Origin of the sequence: Vibrio sp. B172a (assembly GCF_030248355.1) — a bacterium.
GTDB lineage: Bacteria > Pseudomonadota > Gammaproteobacteria > Enterobacterales > Vibrionaceae > Vibrio > Vibrio owensii.
Map to the genome: position 1 here is coordinate 1 of NZ_JAHGAC010000019.1, position 21,360 is coordinate 21,360.

At 45.2% G+C, this 21,360-nt stretch carries 13 protein-coding genes and 1 riboswitch; of the genes, 7 read left to right on the forward strand and 6 right to left on the reverse strand.

Annotated elements, in window-relative coordinates:
• Window positions 1–1,022: 1,022 nt before the first annotated feature.
• The gene (locus KIT90_RS17590) at window positions 1,023–2,348 is read right to left on the reverse strand and encodes a sodium:proton antiporter (protein ID WP_009707674.1); all 1,326 of its coding nucleotides are present in this window, start codon (window positions 2,346–2,348) and stop codon (window positions 1,023–1,025) included.
• A gap of 189 nt (window positions 2,349–2,537) precedes the next feature.
• Between KIT90_RS17590 and metH the strand changes: the two genes are divergently transcribed.
• Window positions 2,538–6,218, forward strand: a complete 3,681-nt coding sequence (gene metH, locus KIT90_RS17595; RefSeq protein ID WP_285377825.1) for a methionine synthase — start codon at window positions 2,538–2,540, stop codon at window positions 6,216–6,218.
• Window positions 6,219–6,284: 66 nt separating this feature from the next.
• Here metH and lysC read toward each other — a convergent pair whose 3' ends face one another.
• Window positions 6,285–7,637, reverse strand: a complete 1,353-nt coding sequence (gene lysC / locus KIT90_RS17600) for a lysine-sensitive aspartokinase 3 (protein WP_285377827.1) — start codon at window positions 7,635–7,637, stop codon at window positions 6,285–6,287.
• 124 nt (window positions 7,638–7,761) lie between these two features.
• Window positions 7,762–7,940, reverse strand: a riboswitch (Lysine riboswitch).
• Between the two features lie 223 nt (window positions 7,941–8,163).
• Between lysC and KIT90_RS17605 the strand changes: the two genes are divergently transcribed.
• Window positions 8,164–9,285 (forward strand): alanine--glyoxylate aminotransferase family protein, encoded by a 1,122-nt coding sequence (locus tag KIT90_RS17605; RefSeq protein ID WP_285377829.1) that lies wholly within the window; start codon window positions 8,164–8,166, stop codon window positions 9,283–9,285.
• A gap of 56 nt (window positions 9,286–9,341) precedes the next feature.
• On the opposite strand, the gene KIT90_RS17610 is transcribed toward KIT90_RS17605, so the two are convergent.
• From KIT90_RS17610 to KIT90_RS17625, 4 genes are all read right to left on the reverse strand, one after another.
• Window positions 9,342–11,126 (reverse strand): PglL family O-oligosaccharyltransferase, encoded by a 1,785-nt coding sequence (locus KIT90_RS17610; RefSeq protein ID WP_285377831.1) that lies wholly within the window; start codon window positions 11,124–11,126, stop codon window positions 9,342–9,344.
• Window positions 11,127–11,193: 67 nt separating this feature from the next.
• Window positions 11,194–14,016, reverse strand: a complete 2,823-nt coding sequence (uvrA, locus tag KIT90_RS17615) for an excinuclease ABC subunit UvrA (protein ID WP_285377833.1) — start codon at window positions 14,014–14,016, stop codon at window positions 11,194–11,196.
• Window positions 14,017–14,154: 138 nt separating this feature from the next.
• The gene (gene galU, locus KIT90_RS17620; protein WP_009707668.1) at window positions 14,155–15,027 is read right to left on the reverse strand and encodes a UTP--glucose-1-phosphate uridylyltransferase GalU; all 873 of its coding nucleotides are present in this window, start codon (window positions 15,025–15,027) and stop codon (window positions 14,155–14,157) included.
• Window positions 15,028–15,189: 162 nt separating this feature from the next.
• Complete coding sequence (locus tag KIT90_RS17625; RefSeq protein ID WP_009707667.1) at window positions 15,190–15,834, reverse strand: LuxR C-terminal-related transcriptional regulator; 645 nt, start codon at window positions 15,832–15,834, stop codon at window positions 15,190–15,192.
• Between the two features lie 293 nt (window positions 15,835–16,127).
• Between KIT90_RS17625 and KIT90_RS17630 the strand changes: the two genes are divergently transcribed.
• The 5 genes from KIT90_RS17630 (at window position 16,128) to KIT90_RS17650 (ending at window position 21,353) form a co-directional block, all read left to right on the forward strand.
• Window positions 16,128–16,667 (forward strand): single-stranded DNA-binding protein, encoded by a 540-nt coding sequence (locus tag KIT90_RS17630; protein ID WP_005438106.1) that lies wholly within the window; start codon window positions 16,128–16,130, stop codon window positions 16,665–16,667.
• 247 nt (window positions 16,668–16,914) lie between these two features.
• Window positions 16,915–18,924 (forward strand): RNase E specificity factor CsrD, encoded by a 2,010-nt coding sequence (gene csrD / locus KIT90_RS17635; RefSeq protein WP_020195913.1) that lies wholly within the window; start codon window positions 16,915–16,917, stop codon window positions 18,922–18,924.
• An 11-nt stretch (window positions 18,925–18,935) separates the two neighbouring features.
• Window positions 18,936–20,384, forward strand: a complete 1,449-nt coding sequence (locus KIT90_RS17640) for an MSHA biogenesis protein MshI (protein WP_285377835.1) — start codon at window positions 18,936–18,938, stop codon at window positions 20,382–20,384.
• Window positions 20,381–21,031 carry a type II secretion system protein GspM gene (gspM, locus tag KIT90_RS17645; RefSeq protein ID WP_009707663.1) on the forward strand — a complete coding sequence of 217 codons (651 nt, stop codon included), beginning with the start codon at window positions 20,381–20,383 and terminating at the stop codon, window positions 21,029–21,031. The genes KIT90_RS17640 and gspM overlap by 4 nt, the downstream gene beginning before the upstream one ends.
• A complete protein-coding gene (locus KIT90_RS17650) occupies window positions 21,024–21,353 on the forward strand; it encodes a hypothetical protein (protein ID WP_009707662.1) in 330 nt (109 codons plus the stop codon). The genes gspM and KIT90_RS17650 overlap by 8 nt, the downstream gene beginning before the upstream one ends.
• The last annotated feature ends 7 nt before the right edge of the window (window positions 21,354–21,360 follow it).

A 21,360-nucleotide genomic window follows, 5' to 3' on the forward strand; every position in this document is an offset into this window, starting at 1 on the left:
AGTCCCGTCCGCTCCGCCATTTATTCAGACAAAGCCCTAGCAGAAATGCTAGGGCTTTTTCGTTTGCGCTATTATTTTGCTCTGCGACCAACGAGTCCAATTGAGTGCAAGCCTAGCCACTCCGCCACTTATTTAGAAACCCAGTCTTCGGACTGGGTTTTGTCGTTTAAGAGCAAAGAAATTTTCCCTTTCAGGAAACTAGTCCCATAGCCACAACCCCAAACTAGACGTCCCCGCCGACTCTCCTATTTACTCCAGACCCCAGCAGAAGTGCTGGGGTCTTTCCGTATTTGCGATATTATTCTGGTCTACGAGTAGTGAGTATTAATTGAGTGCAAGTTCAGTCGCTCTGCTACTTATTTAGATTATTTAGAAACCCAGCCTTTGGACTGGCTTTTGTTCTTTCTAGAGTATAATGACATCCCCTTTTAGGAAGCATATCCCCAAAAGACGTTCTCTTAGTCGAGTGCTCCTTCAAGCGTTTCCGATTTAATTTTTCTTATTCAGAAAAACACTAAATAACGATGTGAAAGAGCGCCTTGGACTTTTCGTATCTATGGGCTTGTTAATTCTCTAATAAAGCTTAGTTAGCATGTAATCTACGTTTCGGACTTATCAACTCATTTAGAATGCCCTATCTTAATCTAGTAATGATTTTGATGTTTGAGTCGATAAGCTCCATAGCTCTCGCTAGTCTCGTCTTCACTTATTCCTGTAAAGCAGGCCTTAATCAGAAGACCCTATATTCCATCATTCATTAACGGCTAAGCTTTGGAGTTGTTCTTATAGTATGGGGGAGGGAGAACTTCTTCTTTTCAATTTGGCAAGCTACTGTCGACTCTCCTCTTAGTGTTACATCGGTCTGTGTACATGATTAAGGATTAAGAAGCGCTGCATGAAATTACTAGAGCTAAGGGGGAGGGAAATAGGCTTTAGTTTATTGTTTTGGCTTTAGATACCCTAGGTTTTAGGCATAAAAAAGGCAGCCAAATAGCTGCCTAGTTTGAAAATTGTAGAAGTACTTACTCTTGAGAAGCTTTTGCTTCTTGTGGTTCAACTGAGCCTTCTGCTTCCATTTCTTTCTCAGCTTGTTTCGCTTTCTCGATCATTGGCGTAATGGTGGAGCCTTGAATCAGGATTGAGAATACGACCACCGAGTAGGTCATCACCATGATGATCTCTTTCACATCAATCAATTTCTCTGGAATAACTAAGATACCCGATGGGATTGATAGCGCCATAGCTAGAGCGAGGCCACCGCGCAAGCCACCCCAAGTTAAGATCTTAATAGACCATGGATTATATTTTCTATAGCGCTTAAACCCAATGTAAGAAATGAACACACTTAGATAACGAGCAGCAAGTACTAGTGGTACTGAAATTGCCATCATAATCCAGTCTTCTTTGTGGAATTCGAACAGCAGCATCGACATACCAATCAGAAGGAATAGCACGCCATTCAAGAACTCATCGACCAACTCCCAAAAGTGGTCTAGATGATCTTCACTCTCTTTAGAGAAGCCAATAAAGCGTGTCCAGTTACCGATCATGATGCCTGATACCACCATTGCAAGCGGACCCGAAACGTGAAGGTATTCCGCAAATGCATAACCAGCGGTTGGCACACCAATAGTAAGCAATAGCTCCATTGAGTGGTCATCAGTGGCGCTGATTAAGTAGTGGAAAATAAGACCTAGTACGAAGCCATAAACGATGCCACCAATCGCTTCTTGAACAAATAGAAGTGTCACACTGCCAACGGTAGGTGCTTCAGTACCGAAGGCGATGGTGAATAGTGTTACGAAAATTACCAGACCAAAGCCGTCGTTAAACAGAGATTCACCTTCGATCTGTGTAGAGATTCGTTTTGGTGCATTAAGCTTTTTAACAATGGCGAGTACAGCAATCGGGTCGGTTGGGGAGATAAGCGCACCGAAGAGCAGACAGTAGACGAGGTCAAATTGAATGCCGATAACTTGGCAGAAGCCGTAAAGTACAAAACCGATAAAGAAGGTTGAGAAGAGTGTTGCACCTAAAGCGAGTACGGTGATTTCCCATTTTTGATCTTTGAGGTTAGGGAGTTTGATACCCAAACCACCGGCAAAAAGTAGGAATCCGAGTATACCTTTAAGAAGAAAATCCTCGAAGTTAATGCTGGTAACAGTTTCGGTCGCTATCTCGGTGAGATGAAACCAATCATTTTGACCTGCGATTAGAATGAGGAGTGAAAGAATCATCGAACCGGCAGTGATTGCGATGGTGGTTTGCATCTTTCCTATCTTACTGTTTACAAAGGCAATAACCATTGCCGCTGCAGATAGAAAACATAAAGTATGATAGACCGACATAGAGCTCTCTATTTGTAACATTTTATGAATGGAATTCTCGGACGATGTTGACTAAATAGCAAACATTTTTTCGAGATTATTTTGTAACTCGACGGAGACAAAATAATCAGTAATTCGTATTTTAGACGTCTAGACTCCTTTAATTTGTGTGATAGGATGGAGAGATAACTAAAGGAATGAGGCTGTACTGTGGGAAGTAATGTAAGACAACAGATTGAAGCTCAATTAAAGCAACGTATCTTGCTGATCGATGGTGGTATGGGCACCATGATTCAGGGATATAAACTTGAAGAGCAAGACTATCGAGGAGAGCGCTTTGCGGATTGGCATTGTGATCTAAAAGGCAACAACGATTTGTTGGTGCTCACTCAGCCTCAATTGATTAAGGAAATTCACAGCGCTTACTTAGAAGCAGGCGCTGATATTCTTGAAACTAACACCTTTAACGCGACGAAGATTGCGATGGCTGACTATGAGATGGAAAGCCTGAGTGAGGAAATCAACTTTGCCGCTGCAAAGCTTGCGCGTGAAGCCGCTGATGAGTGGACGGCAAAAACGCCAGAGCGCCCACGTTATGTCGCGGGTGTGCTTGGTCCAACAAACCGTACTTGTTCTATCTCCCCTGATGTAAACGATCCGGGCTATCGTAACGTCAGCTTCGATGAGCTTGTTGAAGCTTATTCAGAATCAACTCGAGCGCTGATCAAAGGTGGCTCTGACCTTATTCTGATCGAGACCATTTTCGATACACTTAATGCTAAAGCTTGTGCTTTCGCAGTTGATAGCGTCTTCGAAGAATTAGGTATCGAGTTGCCAGTTATGATCTCCGGTACCATTACCGATGCTTCTGGACGCACCCTCTCAGGTCAAACTACGGAAGCCTTCTATAACTCTCTTCGTCACGTTAACCCGATTTCATTTGGTTTGAACTGTGCGCTTGGTCCTGACGAACTGCGCCCGTATGTAGAAGAGCTTTCTCGTATTTCGGAATCTTTTGTTTCTACTCACCCAAATGCGGGTCTACCGAATGCATTTGGTGAATATGACCTTTCGCCAGAAGATATGGCGGAACACGTTAAAGAGTGGGCGGAGAGTGGTTTCCTCAACCTAATTGGTGGTTGTTGTGGTACCACGCCAGAGCATATTCGCCATATGGCAATGGCAGTTGAAGGTGTGAAACCTCGAGATTTGCCTGAGCTTACGGTTGCTTGTCGTTTATCCGGTCTCGAGCCTCTTACTATTGAAAAAGAGACGCTATTTATCAACGTGGGCGAGCGCACTAACGTTACTGGTTCTGCTCGATTTAAACGTCTGATCAAAGAAGAGCTCTATGATGAAGCGCTAGAGGTTGCTCGCCAACAAGTTGAGAACGGCGCTCAGATCATCGACATCAACATGGATGAAGGCATGTTGGATGCAGAAGCGTGTATGGTTCGCTTCCTAAACCTATGCGCATCTGAGCCTGAGATCTCCAAAGTGCCTATCATGGTCGACTCTTCTAAATGGGAGGTGATCGAGGCGGGTCTGAAGTGTATTCAGGGCAAGGGCATCGTAAACTCCATCTCTTTGAAAGAAGGTAAAGAGAAGTTTGTTGAGCAAGCAAAACTGATTCGTCGATACGGTGCCGCAGTTATCGTTATGGCGTTTGACGAAGTTGGTCAGGCAGAAACACGTGAACGTAAGCTAGAAATCTGTACTAACGCTTACCGTATCTTGGTTGATGAAGTCGGCTTCCCACCAGAAGACATCATCTTTGACCCGAACATCTTTGCAGTTGCGACGGGGATCGAAGAACACAACAACTATGCCGTGGATTTCATCGAAGCGGTTGCAGACATCAAGCGTGACTTGCCTCACGCGATGATCTCCGGTGGTGTGTCTAACGTTTCCTTCTCATTCCGCGGCAATAACTACGTTCGTGAAGCGATTCATGCGGTGTTCCTATACCACTGTTTTAAAAATGGTATGGACATGGGCATCGTTAATGCGGGTCAGTTAGAGATCTACGATAACGTTCCAGACAAACTGCGTGAAGCGGTAGAAGATGTGGTTCTTAACCGTCGTGATGATTCTACCGAGAGGCTACTTGATATTGCAGCAGAATATGCCGGAAAGGGTGTAGGCAAAGAAGAAGATGCTTCTGCACTAGAGTGGCGTACCTGGGCGGTAGAAAAACGTCTGGAGCATGCGCTGGTTAAAGGTATTACTGAGTTTATCGTCGAAGATACCGAAGAAGCTCGCCTCAATGCCTCTAAGCCACTTGAAGTCATTGAAGGTCCATTGATGGACGGCATGAACGTGGTGGGTGACTTATTTGGTGAAGGTAAGATGTTCCTTCCTCAGGTAGTGAAATCTGCGCGTGTTATGAAGCAAGCCGTAGCGCACTTAGAGCCTTTTATCAATAAAGAGAAGCAAGCAGGTTCTTCCAACGGTAAGATTTTGTTGGCTACGGTAAAAGGTGACGTGCACGATATCGGTAAGAACATTGTTGGCGTGGTTCTACAATGTAACAACTACGAGATCATCGATCTTGGCGTCATGGTGCCATGTGAGAAGATCCTCAAGGTAGCCAAAGAAGAAAACGTCGACATCATTGGTCTGTCTGGTTTGATCACTCCGTCCCTTGATGAAATGGTGCATGTCGCCAAAGAAATGGAGCGTCTTGATTTTGATCTTCCGCTTCTGATTGGTGGTGCGACAACATCGAAAGCGCATACGGCGGTTAAGATTGAGCAGAACTACAAACATCCTGTGGTTTACGTCAATAACGCTTCTCGTGCGGTTGGTGTATGTACATCATTACTTTCAGACGAACTTCGTCCTGGCTTTGTTGAGAAACTTGACGTGGATTATGAACGCGTACGTGATCAGCATAACCGTAAGAAGCCGCGCACTAAGCCTGTTACTTTAGAAGAAGCACGAGCGAACAAAGTCGCGATTGATTGGGATAACTATACGCCTCCTGCTCCGGTGAAGCCGGGCATCCATATCTTTGATGACTTTGAAGTATCTACTTTGCGTAAGTACATCGACTGGACGCCTTTCTTTATGACTTGGTCGTTAGTCGGCAAGTATCCAACAATCTTTGACCATGAAGAAGTGGGTGAAGAGGCTCAACGCCTGTATAAAGATGCTAACGAACTACTAGATCGTGTTGAGCGTGAAGGGTTACTCAAAGCGCGAGGCATGTGTGGTCTGTTTCCTGCAGCAAGCGTGGGTGATGATATCGAAGTCTACACCGACGAATCGCGTACAGAAGTGGCGAAAGTGCTGCATAACTTGCGCCAGCAGACGGAGAAACCAAAAGGCTTCAACTACTGCCTGTCGGATTATGTTGCCCCGAAAGAGTCTGGTAAGCGCGATTGGGTTGGTGCTTTTGCTGTAACCGGCGGTATCGGTGAACGCGAACTTGCTGACGAATACAAAGCACAGGGTGATGATTACAATGCCATCATGATCCAAGCGGTAGCGGACCGTCTGGCGGAAGCATTTGCTGAGTATCTACATGAGCGTGTGCGCAAAGAGATTTGGGGTTACGCTGTGGATGAAGCTCTGTCGAATGAAGAACTGATTCGTGAGAAATACCAAGGTATTCGTCCTGCTCCTGGCTATCCAGCATGTCCAGAGCATACTGAGAAAGGACCGCTTTGGGAGCTTATGAATGTTGAAGAAAACATTGGCATGTCACTGACATCGAGCTATGCGATGTACCCTGGTGCATCCGTTTCGGGTTGGTACTTCTCGCATCCTGATTCTCGTTACTTTGCGATCGCTCAGATCCAAGAGGATCAGTTGCAAAGCTATGCTGATCGCAAAGGCTGGGATAGGATCGAAGCGGAGAAATGGTTAGGTCCCAACATTAACGGTTAACCAAACTATCTTGAAACTAAAAGGGCTGCCATGTGCAGCCCTTGTTTATTAGTGAATCAAAGTATCTTATTGCTCAAACAACTCGGTGTGCAGTTTTTGGATCGCTTGGCGAGATACAGACTCGTGAACAAGGAAGCACAGGTTATGCGGGCTTGCTCCGTAACAGATCATACGTAGGTTGAAGTCTTCTAGCGTGCCAAATACTTGCTTCGCGTAGCCTTTGCTTTCACTCATGTTGTTACCAATCAGAGCGACGAGACATAGATCGTGTTCCACCTCTACCTTACATAGCTCTTCAAGCTCTTCACGCGCGGCTTGTGGCAATTGAGGAGCACCGCCAGACGTGTCTGTTTGATCAAGAGTGAGTGACACACTGATTTCAGATGTAGTGATCAGATCTACTGAGATTTTGTGCTTCGCTAGGATCTCAAATACTTTGGCTAAGAAGCCGTACGCGTGGAACATGTTCGCACTGCGTAATGTCACCATGGTTTGGTTGCAGCGAAGAGCAAGTGCTCGAAATAAAGGTGAGCTCTCTACTTGGTGGCGAATCCATGTACCGCCTTTTTCCGGCTCTTTAGATGATCCAACGAATACAGGAATGTCGTGACGAAGTGCAGGAACTAGCGTTGAAGGGTGCAGGATTTTTGCGCCAAAGTTTGCCATCTCTGATGCTTCGCTAAAGCTGATCTCTGGGATTGGCGCTGCTTTTGAAGCGATGCGTGGGTCTGTAGTGTAGATGCCCGGAACGTCAGTCCAAATCTCTAGACCTGCTGCTTTCACACCCTCTGCAATGAGTGCTGCACTGTAGTCACTGCCGCCACGACCAAGCGTAGTGGTATTACCTTCTTCGTCTGAGCCAATAAAACCTTGGGTGATAACCACGTATTCTTGGCAAAGTGGGACTAACTTTTCTTGTGCTAGTTGTGAAATGGTCTCGACATTAGGTTCAGCTCGACCAAAATTCCCATCGGTTTTTAACACGTCGCGAATATCAAAACGAACTGCGTTCACACCACGCTCTCGCATTAGTTGTGCAAGGATATGAGTCGACATTAATTCACCACAAGCGACTAAATGATCGGTCAGTTTAGTGCTTGCTTGGATTGAAGCGGCCTCTGCCAAACTGGTGACGGTATCAAGAATCGAATAAACCTCTGCCGCAGCTTCGGTTGCGTCCTCAAGTTGCGACAGAATCGATTCGTGGATGCCTGCTAGTTTCTGAAGTACTTCCGCACGATGTTCTTGGTCTTGAACACCATTTGCCAGTTCAACCAAGAGGTTAGTGACACCTGAGCAAGCGCTGCTAACCACAAGGCGAGTATTTGGGGTGTTTTCTATGATAGTAGAGCAACGACTCATTGCCTCAAAGTTGGCAACACTGGTTCCACCGAATTTTGCTACGTTAAATGCGCTCACTGCGTTCTCCCACGACTTCCTGAAAAAATAACAACAAATTAATAGGTTGCCTAATACATCCAATGTTTGGTGAGGAAAGGAACAGAGCAAATAGAGAGGTAGTTAGAATGTAATTTGAAAATTTACCCTCAGAAGCTCTTCATCATACGGCGCTGATGACAGTTGATGGGATTCAACCCAAGTCAACCGACAAGTCAAATCCTGCAACTTTGACTTACCTCGGCACTACTCCCCCTGAGTGATTGGTATTGGAATTGCGGCTCCACAAATCACCTGCCTGGGCAGTGCTCCTCTTCTGCATAAAGCTTAAACATTGAACGGTTTTGCTGTCACATTGTCAACCAATATCTCAACCAGAATGAAAGTTTTTATTAACGAATTTGTGACAGTGGTTTGACCTCTATACTTAGGGCTAATTGCCGATAGAGGAAAAATCTATTAGGGTGAAAACTTCGATACCTGAGCCAACCTTTTGAATAGAACTTTTATAACGCTCAGGATGAATGACTGCAATCAAGGAGCTGACATGCCGATCCAAAGCTTTATTCCCCCACACCGTATTTTGATGGGACCTGGTCCATCTGATATTTCCCCTCAAGTTTTACAAGCGCTTAGCCGACCAACAGTTGGCCATTTAGACCCACTTTTCATTGCTATGATGGACGAGCTAAAACAGCTGCTTAAATACGCTTTCCAAACGGAAAATGAATTTACTATCGCAGTTTCTGCGCCAGGCAGTGCGGGCATGGAAACGTGCTTCGTTAACCTGATAGAAAAGGGCGACAAGGTCATCGTCTGCCGTAATGGTGTCTTCGGTGAGCGTATGCGTGAAAACGTGGTTCGTGCTGGTGGTGAAGCGGTTGTCGTCGATGATGAGTGGGGAACCCCTGTATCTGTCGATAAAGTTGAAGAAGCATTAACGCAGCACCCTGACGCGAAGATTCTTGCTTTTGTTCATGCAGAAACATCGACAGGCGCGGTAAGTGATGCACAAGCTCTGGGTCTACTCGCGAAGCAATACGGTCTGTTATCGATTGTTGATGCTGTGACCTCGCTTGGTGGTGTACCTCTTAAAGTTGACGAGTGGCAGTTAGATGCAGTGTATTCGGGCAGCCAAAAATGTCTTTCGTGTGTTCCAGGTTTATCGCCTGTGACGCTTTCTCCGGCAGCTATTGAGAAGATTCAATCAAGAACGACACCGGTTCAAAGCTGGTTCTTGGATCAAAGCTTAGTATTAGGTTACTGGAGTGGAGAAGGCAAACGCAGCTATCACCACACGGCGCCAGTGAACAGCTTGTATGCGCTGCATGAAGCTCTACTTATCCTTAAAAATGAAGGTTTAGAAAATGCATGGGCGCGTCACCAGTTAATGCACGAGAAGCTCAAAGCAGGTCTGCAAAAACTAGGCTTTGAATTTGTGGTAGAAGGAGAGTATCGACTACCGCAATTGAATGCGATTTATGTCCCTGAAGGAATTGATGAAGCAAAAGTGCGTAATCACTTACTCGAAACCTACAATCTAGAGATTGGTGCAGGTCTTGGTGCACTGGCTGGTAAAGCATGGCGAATTGGTTTGATGGGCTATGGTGCTCGACCTGAAAATGTAGCTTTGTGTTTGCGAGCTTTAGAAGAGTCACTGACTGAATAAATCGACTCGGTAATGAGCTAAAGAAAAGCGAAGGTTATTCCTTCGCTTTTTTGTATTTATTGCTCAGCTCCTGAAGTCGGTGTTGGTGAAGCAGATATGGCTTGAGAAGGTGGCTGATAGTTGACGCCACTGAAATCAATTTTAGGGAACAGGAACTGTGCCTCTGCACGAATTTGTTCTGCCTTGCTTGTGTCATCCAACCCTTGATATGCCAGTATCAAGTTGTTGTAAAACGCTGGGCGTGGCTTGTCTTTAATGATTTCCAAAGACCAATCAATGTAAGGCTGAATCAAAGTTGGATCTTGCTTGTATAAACCGATGTTTAAGAAAGTAGTGTATACATCCCAGTCGAAACGATCTTTCCAAACCACAGGGTTTGTCACCTGATTCAAAATATCCGGGTTGGTTGGGCGCGTAGTTTCAAACTTGGTTAAGACATAGTTAGTGTGCAATGCGCTAACCATATAGAAAGTAAACACTGCTGGAATGACTAGGCTACATACTCGCAATAAACTTTTGGTTACTTTGCTAAACGGTACTTGGCGGTAACGAGACACTCGTTGGTCGACCCAATAAAGCAGAATCACAAAGATCAGCCAATGCACCAATGAATGATAGAAGGGGTATTCTAATTGTGAGTGCAGCACGATTGGAATAAACAGAGCCAACAGTGCTAAGCGAGTACCGCGTTTGGCTTGGTAGATGCGATATAGCACTAGCGCCATTGCCAAAAATATACCCAGAATTGGCAACAATCCGCCTTCTACTGCCCAGTACAACAATTCATTGTGCGGGTGGTCCATCGATGGCAAGCCCGCAGGATAGCTTTCATTAAGTGCATGCTGGCGTGCAGTGTATAGCATGTATTCTGACTCAAACTTACCGTAACCGTAACCAGTGAATGGCTTCTCAATCACCATGTCCAAGGTTTGTGGGAAGGTGTAAGCACGTGGTGACTCCATGTTCACTTTTTCGCTGGCTAATCCGCTTCCATCGGGAAAGGCGATTTGCATGATCACAATAGATGAGGCCAATCCTGTTGCCATTGCGAGTGCCCAACGCACAAACCTTGCTTTGGTTGCGAAGCGGTACATATACGGAATGACTAGTAGGATTGCGATGATAGAAGCAAGCCATCCCGTTCGAGATGCCAAGGCGACAATCAACGGTAGAGTCAGTACTGGCACAGCATAAAGCAGATAGATATCGCTAAGTTTACGTGAGTATTTATAAGGTTGACGGACAAGCAGGTAACTTGCGATAACTAAACCAGTTGCCAGGAAGCTCGCCATGACATTAGGTTGCTGGAAGATGCCATAAGGGCGGTTAGCTACCGTGTCGTATCCAAATACGTTTCCTGGTTTAAGGTAAAGATATTGCGTTAAACCGAAAATCGCTTCGATAACGACGGCAAGCACAATAAACCACAATAACCGCTGACGATGCTTGTTACTGAAATGGAATTGCTGCAGCACGATGAAGAACAACATGCCACACCACAGACCAATCAGCTTATTTGCCGCAAGCGCACTATCCGCATTGGGGTAGAAGATAGGCAGCGTCATTATGATACAGCTGATCAACAGACCAATTGTTAATTTGGAATAGCGTAATACACGATTGGTCGCAAGTTGGTAGCAGCCAATACCAAGTGCAAAGCTGAACGCAATCCACGTGGTCGCATTAAAAGATAGTGCTAGTCCAGAGCCACCCGGATTAGGCATGAAGAAGTGCATCGCCAGCAGAAAGAGTGCTGCTAACGCGATGAGAAACTTGCGGTTAAGAGGAACTTGCACCTTACCTGGAGAAAGCTTAGTTCCACTGACGTGTATAGTAGCCATAGTTATTGTGTTGTTTTGAATGAAAAAAGACCAGCATTGGCTGGTCTTTGTACTTTACCTGTTTTTTCTACTTCAACATAGGCTTAAGGAAGCGAGCTGTGTGCGAACCTTCGATCTGGGACACATCTTCAGGCGTTCCTTGTGCGATGATTTCACCGCCGCCTTGTCCACCTTCAGGACCTAAGTCAATAATCCAGTCTGCCGTCTTAATTACATCGAGGTTGTGCTCAATGACGACAACGGTATTTCCGTGGTCGCGCAGACGGTGCAGTACGGTTAATAACTGCTGGATATCGTGGAAGTGCAGACCTGTTGTCGGTTCATCCAAAATGTATAAGGTTTTGCCTGTATCACGCTTAGACAGCTCTCTAGCCAGTTTCACACGCTGAGCTTCACCGCCTGACAGCGTCGTTGCTGCTTGACCTAAGCGAATGTAAGACAAACCTACATCCATCAGAGTTTGCAGCTTACGAGCAATCGCAGGTACTGGATCGAAGAAAGTACGTGCATCTTCTACCGTCATTTCCAGTACTTCATCAATGGTCTTGCCTTTGTAACGTACTTCAAGTGTTTCGCGGTTGTAGCGCTTACCTTTACACACATCACAAGGAACGTAGACATCTGGTAGGAAGTGCATTTCTACTTTGATTACGCCGTCACCTTGACAGGCTTCACAGCGACCGCCACGAACGTTAAAGCTAAAGCGCCCCGGTTTGTAACCGCGAGAGCGCGACTCTTGCGTGCCCGCAAACAGTTCACGAATCGGAGTAAAGATTCCCGTGTAAGTGGCTGGGTTTGAACGTGGTGTACGACCGATAGGGCTTTGGTCAATGTCGATAACTTTATCGAAGTGCTCTAAGCCTTTGATTACTTTATATGGTGAAGGGTGAGCCGTTGTTGCACCATTCAACTGGGTATGAGCAATCTTAAAGAAGGTATCATTAATCAGCGTTGATTTACCTGAGCCGGATACACCAGTAATACAGCTGAACAAGCCAACAGGAACGGAAAGGTCAACATTCTTTAAGTTGTTACCAGTCGCGCCAAGTAGTTCAACGGTTTTCTTTGGATCGCGTGGCGTACGCTCTTTTGGTACTGCAATCTCTTTCGCGCCACTGAGGTACTGACCAGTCAGTGAATTCGGGTTGGCGATGATCTCTTCCATCGTACCTTCAGCGACCACGTTACCACCGTGTACACCTGCACCTGGACCGATATCGATCACGTGATCAGCACAACGAATCGCATCTTCATCGTGCTCAACCACTAACACTGTGTTACCCAAATCTCTTAGGTGGGTCAGGGTTTTCAATAGGCGTTCGTTATCACGCTGGTGGAGGCCAATAGATGGCTCATCCAGAACGTACATAACACCCACTAAACCAGCACCAATTTGGCTCGCTAAACGAATACGTTGAGCTTCACCACCCGATAGGGTTTCCGCGCTGCGTGATAAGTTGAGGTAGTTCAAACCAACGTTAACCAAGAACTGCAGGCGATCGTTGATTTCCTTCATCACTTTTTCAGCGATTTGGGCACGTTGACCTTCTAGCTTCAAAGAATGGAAGAATTCCAATGCGTCGGCGATGCTGAGTTCTACAATCTCCGGTAGTGTCGTATCGGCAATAAAGACGTTACGTGCCTCTAGGCGTAGACGTGTACCTCCACAGCTTGAACAAGATTTCGTAGAGATGTATTTCGCAAGTTCTTCACGTACCGAGTTAGATTCCGTATCGCGGTAACGGCGCTCAAGTGTATTCAGGATCCCTTCAAAAGGATGGCGTTTAACGCGGATATCGCCGCGATCGTTAATGTACTTGAACTCAACTTCAGTACGCCCCGATCCTTTAAGAATGATGTCCTGGGTTTTCTTTGGTAGAGAATTAAACGGTGCGTGAAGATCGAAGCCGTAATGATCCGCCAGCGCTGTCAGCATCTGAAAGTAGTAATAGTTCTTTTGATCCCAACCACGAATCGCCCCTTGCGCCAAGCTAAGCGTTTCATCTTGAATGACTCGGCTTGGATCAAAGTATTGCTGCACGCCCAAACCATCACAAGTGCCACACGCGCCAGCAGGGTTGTTGAACGAGAACAAACGAGGCTCAAGTTCTTGCATGCTGTAGCCACAAATAGGGCAAGCAAAGTTGGCTGAGAAAATCACTTCTTCGCCGTCGCCATCCATTGGTGCAACAACAGCAATACCACCAGAAAGCTCTAGCGTGGTTTCGAACGATTCAGCTAAACGTTGCTGCAAATCTGGGCGTACTTTAAAGCGGTCCACAACCACTTCAATAGTGTGTTTCTTGTGTAGCTCTAGCGGCGGTGGATCAGAAAGGTCACAAGTTTCACCATCGATACGTGCGCGGATGAAACCTTGAGCAGCGAGGTTCTCTAGAGTCTTTACATGCTCACCTTTACGTTCTTTCACGATAGGAGCAAGCAGCATCATTTTGCTGCCTTCTGGTAACTCTAAGACTTTATCGACCATCTGGCTGATGGTTTGAGCGGCAAGAGGCGTATGGTGCGTCGGACAACGAGGTTCACCAACGCGAGCGTAAAGCAAGCGCAGGTAGTCGTACACTTCGGTAATGGTACCGACGGTAGAGCGCGGGTTGTGTGATGTTGATTTCTGCTCAATCGAGATCGCAGGAGATAAACCTTCGATGTGGTCAACATCTGGTTTTTCCATTAGAGACAAAAACTGACGTGCGTAAGCTGATAGCGATTCTACGTAACGTCTTTGACCTTCAGCGTATAAAGTATCGAATGCGAGAGAGGATTTACCAGAACCACTCAAACCAGTAATGACAATCAGTTTATCGCGGGGGATAGTGAGGTTGATGTCTTTGAGGTTATGGGTGCGGGCACCACGAACTTCTATTTTATCCATCGTTTTTGCTCTATGTATAACCAAGTGACGCAAGTATTACATAGTGTGAGAAATGTGCAAAGAAAATACTGGACAAAAAAACAGTAAACAAAAAGCCCAGCATTAAGCTGGGCTTTCTCATCAATCAGTTTGAGTTGGTTACGCTTCTTTTTTAGTTGCGTGTTTGCCTAGCTCAGACTTCTTTTCGTCTTTTAGGTATAGGTTTTCAAAGCAGTAGTTTGTTGCTTCGATGTAGCCTTCAACGCTACCACAGTCGAAACGCTGACCTTTGAATTTGTATGCCAATACACAGCCTGCTTTTGCTTGTTTTAGCAGAGCGTCAGTGATTTGGATTTCGCCGCCTTTACCTGGTTCTGTGTTTTCGATCAGCTCAAAAATATCTGGAGTCAGGATGTAACGACCAATGATCGCTAGGTTGCTTGGCGCCGTGCCTTGCTCTGGTTTCTCAACCATGTCGTCTACACGGTAGATGTCATCTTTGATCATCTCACCAGAGATTACACCGTATTTGTGGGTTTCTTCTTCTGGAACCTCTTGAACAGCAACGATTGAACAACGGAACTGTTTGAAGAGGGCTACCATCTGAGCCAGTACGCCTTCTTGCTCATTCACACAAAGGTCATCAGCCAGTACAACAGCAAATGGTTCGTCACCAACAAGTTCACGACCAGTTAGGATTGCATGACCTAGACCTTTCATTTCGCGTTGGCGGATGTAGGTGAAGTTTGCTGAGTCAATGATTTCACGGATATCAACCAACAGCTCTTCTTTATTCGTACCGCTGATTTGGTGTTCCAATTCGTAGTTTTTATCGAAGTGGTCCATGATTGAGTGCTTACCACGGCCAGTCACGATACACATGCCGTTCATACCAGCTTGAATCGCCTCTTCTACACCGTATTCAATCAGTGGCTTGTTCACTACAGGCATCATCTCTTTAGGCATAGACTTGGTCGCAGGGAGGAAGCGCGTACCATAGCCCGCTGCAGGGAACAGACATTTTTTAATCATCGGGGGAATATCCTTTCTCATTTTTTAATCAAGAATCTGGGCATAACTTTAACACGAGAGATGCATATGAATCATGAATTAAGTAGGAAAAAATCTGAGAATCGGAGCCTAAAGAAGCATGAGCAACTAATGTCTTTGTGAATTTGTGTCGCGCATCTAGTTTTATGACATCAGATTTTGGTCAGCCCAAGCAATGGCTTGTACGCGGTTTTTTACTGAGAGCTTCTTAAAAATTTGGTACAGGTGTGACTTGATGGTGAACTCACTAACGAATAGCTCTTCCGCCATTTGATTGTTCGATGCACCCGCTTGAAGGCAGCGTAAGACTTGCAGCTCACGAATGGTCAAATCGACGGTGGCTGGCGCTGTGTGGGTACTGATGACATTACGATAATAATGCAGGAGTTGGCTAGTCACATTACGAGGCAACCAGTTCTGACCGTTTACGATCTCTTTTAAACCCTCCCCAATTTGTTCTAAAGAACTATCTTGGTAGAAAATGCCTTTCAATTGCCCAAATGTCAGCAATTCATCCGTAGTCAAACGCTTAGGTACATTGAACACCACTGTTTCAAAATTTTTCCAGATCAACGGCAGATTTTTGATCGATTGAACCAGTTCTTTATGTTCACTAAAGTCGATCAATAAGATTTTATTGCGGTGTTTCGGGTTGGCTTCCATCAAAGCTTGAGTCGAAATGACAGGGATGTTGATGTCAGTGTATTTTTCCAGAGCTTCGACCTTTTTCGCTGCACCATCTTCCATGCTGATCAGAAAAAGTTTTCTCGCATAAGCCGATTTTTTCACGCGCCTTAATCTCCTTGAGTAAAGTTTCTTGAGTTCGAAAACGCGGATACGTTGGCATCAATTATCACTCAGAGCTATAGGAAGGGAGGAGAAATGCGTTGAGATTCAAAGGTTCACGAAACGATGTCTGCAAAACGAATCAAAAATGCTACGCCTAGAGGTTGAAGTGAGATTTCGATTCCACCAACTGTTGTCACAGAAGACAATGGGGATTAGGCTTTAATCAAAACATCAAAGCGTGTATTCTTATGCGCTAAAATTTTATATAGATCCAGAGTGAAACGGAGCACATCATGGCCAGCCGTGGAATTAACAAAGTTATTTTGGTGGGGAATCTAGGTAACGACCCTGAAATTCGTTACATGCCTAATGGCGGTGCAGTAGCAAACATCACAATTGCAACTTCTGAGTCATGGCGTGACAAAGGGACTGGCGAACAGCGTGAGAAAACAGAATGGCACCGTGTTGTGTTATTCGGCAAACTTGCTGAAGTAGCAGGTGAGTACCTACGTAAAGGTTCTCAAGTTTACGTTGAAGGCCAGCTTCAAACTCGTAAATGGCAAGACCAAAGTGGTCAAGACCGTTACTCAACAGAAGTTGTTGTTCAAGGCTTCAATGGTGTAATGCAAATGCTTGGTGGTCGTGCTCAAGGTGGCGCACCTATGGGCGGTGGTCAGCCACAACAGCAACAGCAAGGTGGTTGGGGTCAGCCTCAACAGCCAGCTCAGCAGCAGCAATACAATGCTCCTCAGCAACAACAACAGGCTCCGCAGCAACCACAGCAGCAATACAACGAGCCACCAATGGACTTCGACGACGATATCCCGTTCTAAGTCGATTCAGTATTGAGTTTAAAAGGCCGCGAATTTCGCGGCTTTTTTATTATCTTCGCGCCTATATCGTGGGCTCAATCATTTCAATTTGTAATTAAAAGACAGTAACGCTCAAATATCGAATGATGTTTTGTTTCTTTCCGCCTCAGCTTCTCACATTCACACGAATGCGATTGTTTACTGAACGCTTATCAAGTATAAATATTTCAACAAGGTATATGATGAATAGAAAAGGAATTTGGTATTCATGAGGTATACCCCAACTCTTAAGCTAAGCACGCGGCTGGTGGCCTTTGTCACCATGATCGTTATTTGCGCAATGTTTATCTTGTTTGTCGGTGGCACCCTCTCTTTCAAACGACTAGGACAAGAGTATCTCAACCATTATTTGGAAGGGATCGTAGAAGTTGTTGATAAAGAGATGGAGGATCCTGACGCAGCGTATTCGATGCAACGTTGGATGCCAAAGATGCTGCAAGCAAGTAACATTGTTGAAATGACGCTCTCAACCAACAATGCTGTGGTTTATCGCTTCAAAGATACTTCCCATAAGATGGATAATTCCGTTTTGTTTGAGCACGAGTATCAGCTCAATCATAACCAAGATTACACCATCTACTTCAAAGCCATTCCTCCATATTTAGGCTACGGCTATTCGATGCAAGCACTTTGGTCGATCACGCTAGCGGTCATTTTGATCATTTTCTGTTTAATGCGTGGTGTTAAATGGCTCAAAGAACAGCTAGCAGGATCGGAAATGCTTGAAGAGCGTGGACGCATGATCTTAGCAGGGCGAGTCGAACAATACGCCAAAGGTGATGAGCGAGAATGGCCATATACAGCCAGTGAAGCGCTAGATGTATTGATCGAAGAACTTCAAGATGCGCGCCAAGAGCGCAGCCGCTTTGATACCTTTATTCGTACTCAAACCTTTCTCGATAAGCTCACCGGTACCGCAAATCGTGTGCTGTTTGATAGCAAGCTTGAATCTGCTTTGTTGGAAAGTGGTGCTCGTGGTTCAGTGATGCTGATTCGTATCCAAGACTGGAAGTCTGTCGAAGAAGAGCAAGATAAACAAACTTGTGATGAGTTTATTGTTGAAGTGGGCAGTTTGCTTTCAAACTTGGTTCAGCGTTATCCCGATGTCGTGTTCTCACGCTACTACAATGCTGATTTTGCCCTGTTCTTACCTCATCAAGCGGCAAAAGATGTCGCAAACTTGGCGTCTCAATGCATTCGCCAATTAGAAAAGCTTCATCCTCCTTACCCTCTCGATTCTGACAACTGGTGTCATATCGGTATCACCATGTACAAAGAGGGCGAACGTCATAGCCAAATCATTGATGAAGCTGAAACCGCATTGCGTAGTGCTCAGTTACAGAATAATAACAACTGGAGTCGTTTTAAGAAGTGGAACCACGACGAAGAAGCTCGCGGTAGTGTGAGATGGCGTACGCTATTTGATTCAGCACTCACATCTGAAAATGTGATACTCTACGCACAATCGGCCTATTCAATAAGTGATGTAGCGCATAAAAAACCATTACATGAAGAGTTAACATGTCGGATTCGCGATCCGGAAAATGGCATTGTTAAAGCGTCTCGCTTTATTTCTGCTGTTCGACAAGTTGGCTATGAAGCACAAATGGATCGTGCTGTTGTTCATAAATTCTTAAAAGATTTTAAACATAGCTTTGATAGTTCCAAGTGTTATGTCGTTAATCTGCATGTTGTGCCTTTTGGCCATCGAGAATACTTCAAATGGTTCCGTGATGAACTCTTACAGTTGTCACGTGAGCAAAGAAAGTGTCTCATCTTTGAGTTTGTGGAAGCACAATTTGTAAGACACTTAGACTTTATGCGACCAGTCGCTAAAATGCTGGCCGGTTTAGAATGTCACGTCATGATTGGGCAAGCGGGACGCACGATCGTTAGCACCCATTATTTAAAAGAAGTAGACATTCGTTACCTTAAGCTTCATCGCAGCTTGGTAACAAAAATCGATCAGAGACATGAGAACCAGCTGTTTGTTCGCAGTATGTTGGGTGCGGCCGCAAACAGTAAAACAAAAATAATAGCAGTGGGAATTGAGAATAAGCACGAATTGAACACCCTAAATGAATTAGGGGTTCATGGCGGGCAGGGACGTTATTTCTCTCCAGAAGAGCAGTATCTACCTAGATCCAAACCAACGGTCATTTCTCAATCTGAATCTCAAGTAAAATTGGGACGCAGAAATCGCTGGCGAAAAAAATAAAGATAATAATCATGGATTTTAAAGCAGTACTCGATAAGCTCAAGCGGTCATCGGTTGGTGGCCGCACGTGCTTTTTGGTCATTCAGCCAGACGCAGTTTATTTATCATCACCAACGAAAAGCAGTCGACCATCCAAATTTGAGATCACAGAATCAAATTGGGAGCGAGCTTGTGAGCAAGCACTCAGTGTTGCTGCCAGTTCCTACGACTCGTTGGCAGTTGTGCTTTCTCACAACTATTACCAGATGTATCAAATTGACAAGCCTGCGATGCCGCGCAATGAGTGGCCGTCGGCGTTGCCGTTTCTGTTAAAAGAACTTATTTCTGAACGTGCTATCGACATTATTGCCGATGCCGCAGAGTTACCTAACTCAAATAAAGTTCAAGCTTATGTGCTTTCGCGCAAAATCCTCGACAAGATCGTACTGCTTGCAAACAGAGTTCAATTAACGCTTGAAGCAATTATTCCTGAGGATGATATCTGGGGGGATACCTCTGGTGAGCTAGGCAACTTCCTACTTCTACAACGCAGTGCGCGCGGTCACTTCCGTATTAGCGCATTCGTTGAGCACACTATTGCTTTCCATCGTTCTATTCGTAGCGTCACGCCTCCATTAACAGGCGTACCGTCAAGCGACCTACAGATGGATAGCCTATCGCTTGAACTGCAGCGTTCAATAGATTACCTCTCTTCTCAACTGCGTCATGTCCAATTGCATCAGCTTAAGGTCTGTTGTGATGATGAAGATGAAAAAGAGTTGGTGGAGTCGCTTAACTACCGTTTAAGTACCAAAGTTTCGCCATTGCTTGCAGAAGAGCACGAGCTATCAGGTCATGTATTGGCTGATACTGCATTAGCAACATCAAGTGCTCGACGTGTCAATCTCTACCCTGATTTTCTAAAGCCGAAGAAGAACCTGCTTACGTTAAAAAACGTCGCTATCTCTTGGGGTGTCGCTGCCGCGCTGATTTTCTTTTCTTACGGTTATGTTACTTGGCAGAGCCAAGGCGTTGAGGATGAAATCGCGATCGTTAAAAGTCGTGGCGATATCATGAAATCAGAGCTGACACGCCAGCAAGCTAAGTTGCGTAAACACCAGCCGGATACCAACAAGTTGGCGGCGAAAGCACGTTTAGAGCGTGAGGTGAAGGCAAAACGTGACTCACTAAAAGCGGTCGGAAAATATGATGATTCACAACGCACCGGTTACTCCGGCGTGATGCAATCTCTTGCCAAACTTGGCAGCAATAACATTTCTTTGTCTGAAATTCGTATCGACAATACGACTTTAGATCTCAAAGGCTTGGCTCGTTCGCCAAGCTCAGTCCCAAACTGGGTGAGCCAATTTAAAAATGAAATTAGCCTTGTTGGGCGTACATTTGATGATGTGAAGATTGGTCGTAACGAAGACAACATTGTGACCTTTGAATTGAAGACGCGTGGAGACAAAGAGAAATGAACGAATTCTGGTCCTCGTTAGAAGAGCGCTTCGATGAGATGAGCGCACGAGAAAAGGTATTGATTGCCTTGTGTGGTCTTGTCACTGTCGTAATGCTGCTGTTTACCTTGGTGTTAGAGCCGAAACTGAATGAAGTTACCAGCAATGACAAACAGCTACGTAACTTAAAACAGACCAATCAACAGACTGAAATCGAGATCTTACGCATCCAAGCGCAATTAAAGAAAGATCCGAACGCTGAGATTGATCAGGCTATTTCTCAATTGCTGACCGAAAGTCAGCACCTATCGATGCAGCTTTCTGAAATTATTGAGCACTTGATTACGCCTTCTCAAATGGCGAGCTTGTTAGAAAGTGTATTGGAGCAGCAAAGCGGCATTCACCTATTGTCACTTCAGACATTGCCTGCGGAGCCGATAACGGAAGATAAAGAAGCGTCGCAATACTCAGGTTACTACGTGCACCCAGTTCGTATGGAACTTACCGGTGACTACTTTGCAATTGCTAATTACCTAACAAAACTTGAAAGCTTGCCTGCAAGTTATTACTGGCGAAGCTTCAGCTACAAAGTCGAAGATTATCCAAAAGCAAAACTTGTATTGGAAGTCTACACCCTAGGTTCACGAGAGGAGTTTATTGGTGGTTAAGAAACTCATTATCTCATTGGCGCTTGTTTCTATTGCAGGCAGCTGTTGGGCGAACCAAGACCCAACTGCACCGCTGGGCTGGACGAAACCAGCTACTGAGCAAGCAAAGCCAAAAGCAAAACAATATCGTCTGCCAACACTCAATAGCATCGTTTGCAAGCCAAACACGCCCTGTGTAGCGATTTTGAACGACCGTATTGTTGAGCCAGGAGCAAAACTTAATGGCTACCGAGTAGCTAGCATCAACAGTGAATTTGTAACTTTAAAGCGTGGTAACCGTCAGTGGAAGCTAGAGCTTTTTGGTTTAAACGTAAAAAAATAATAATCAG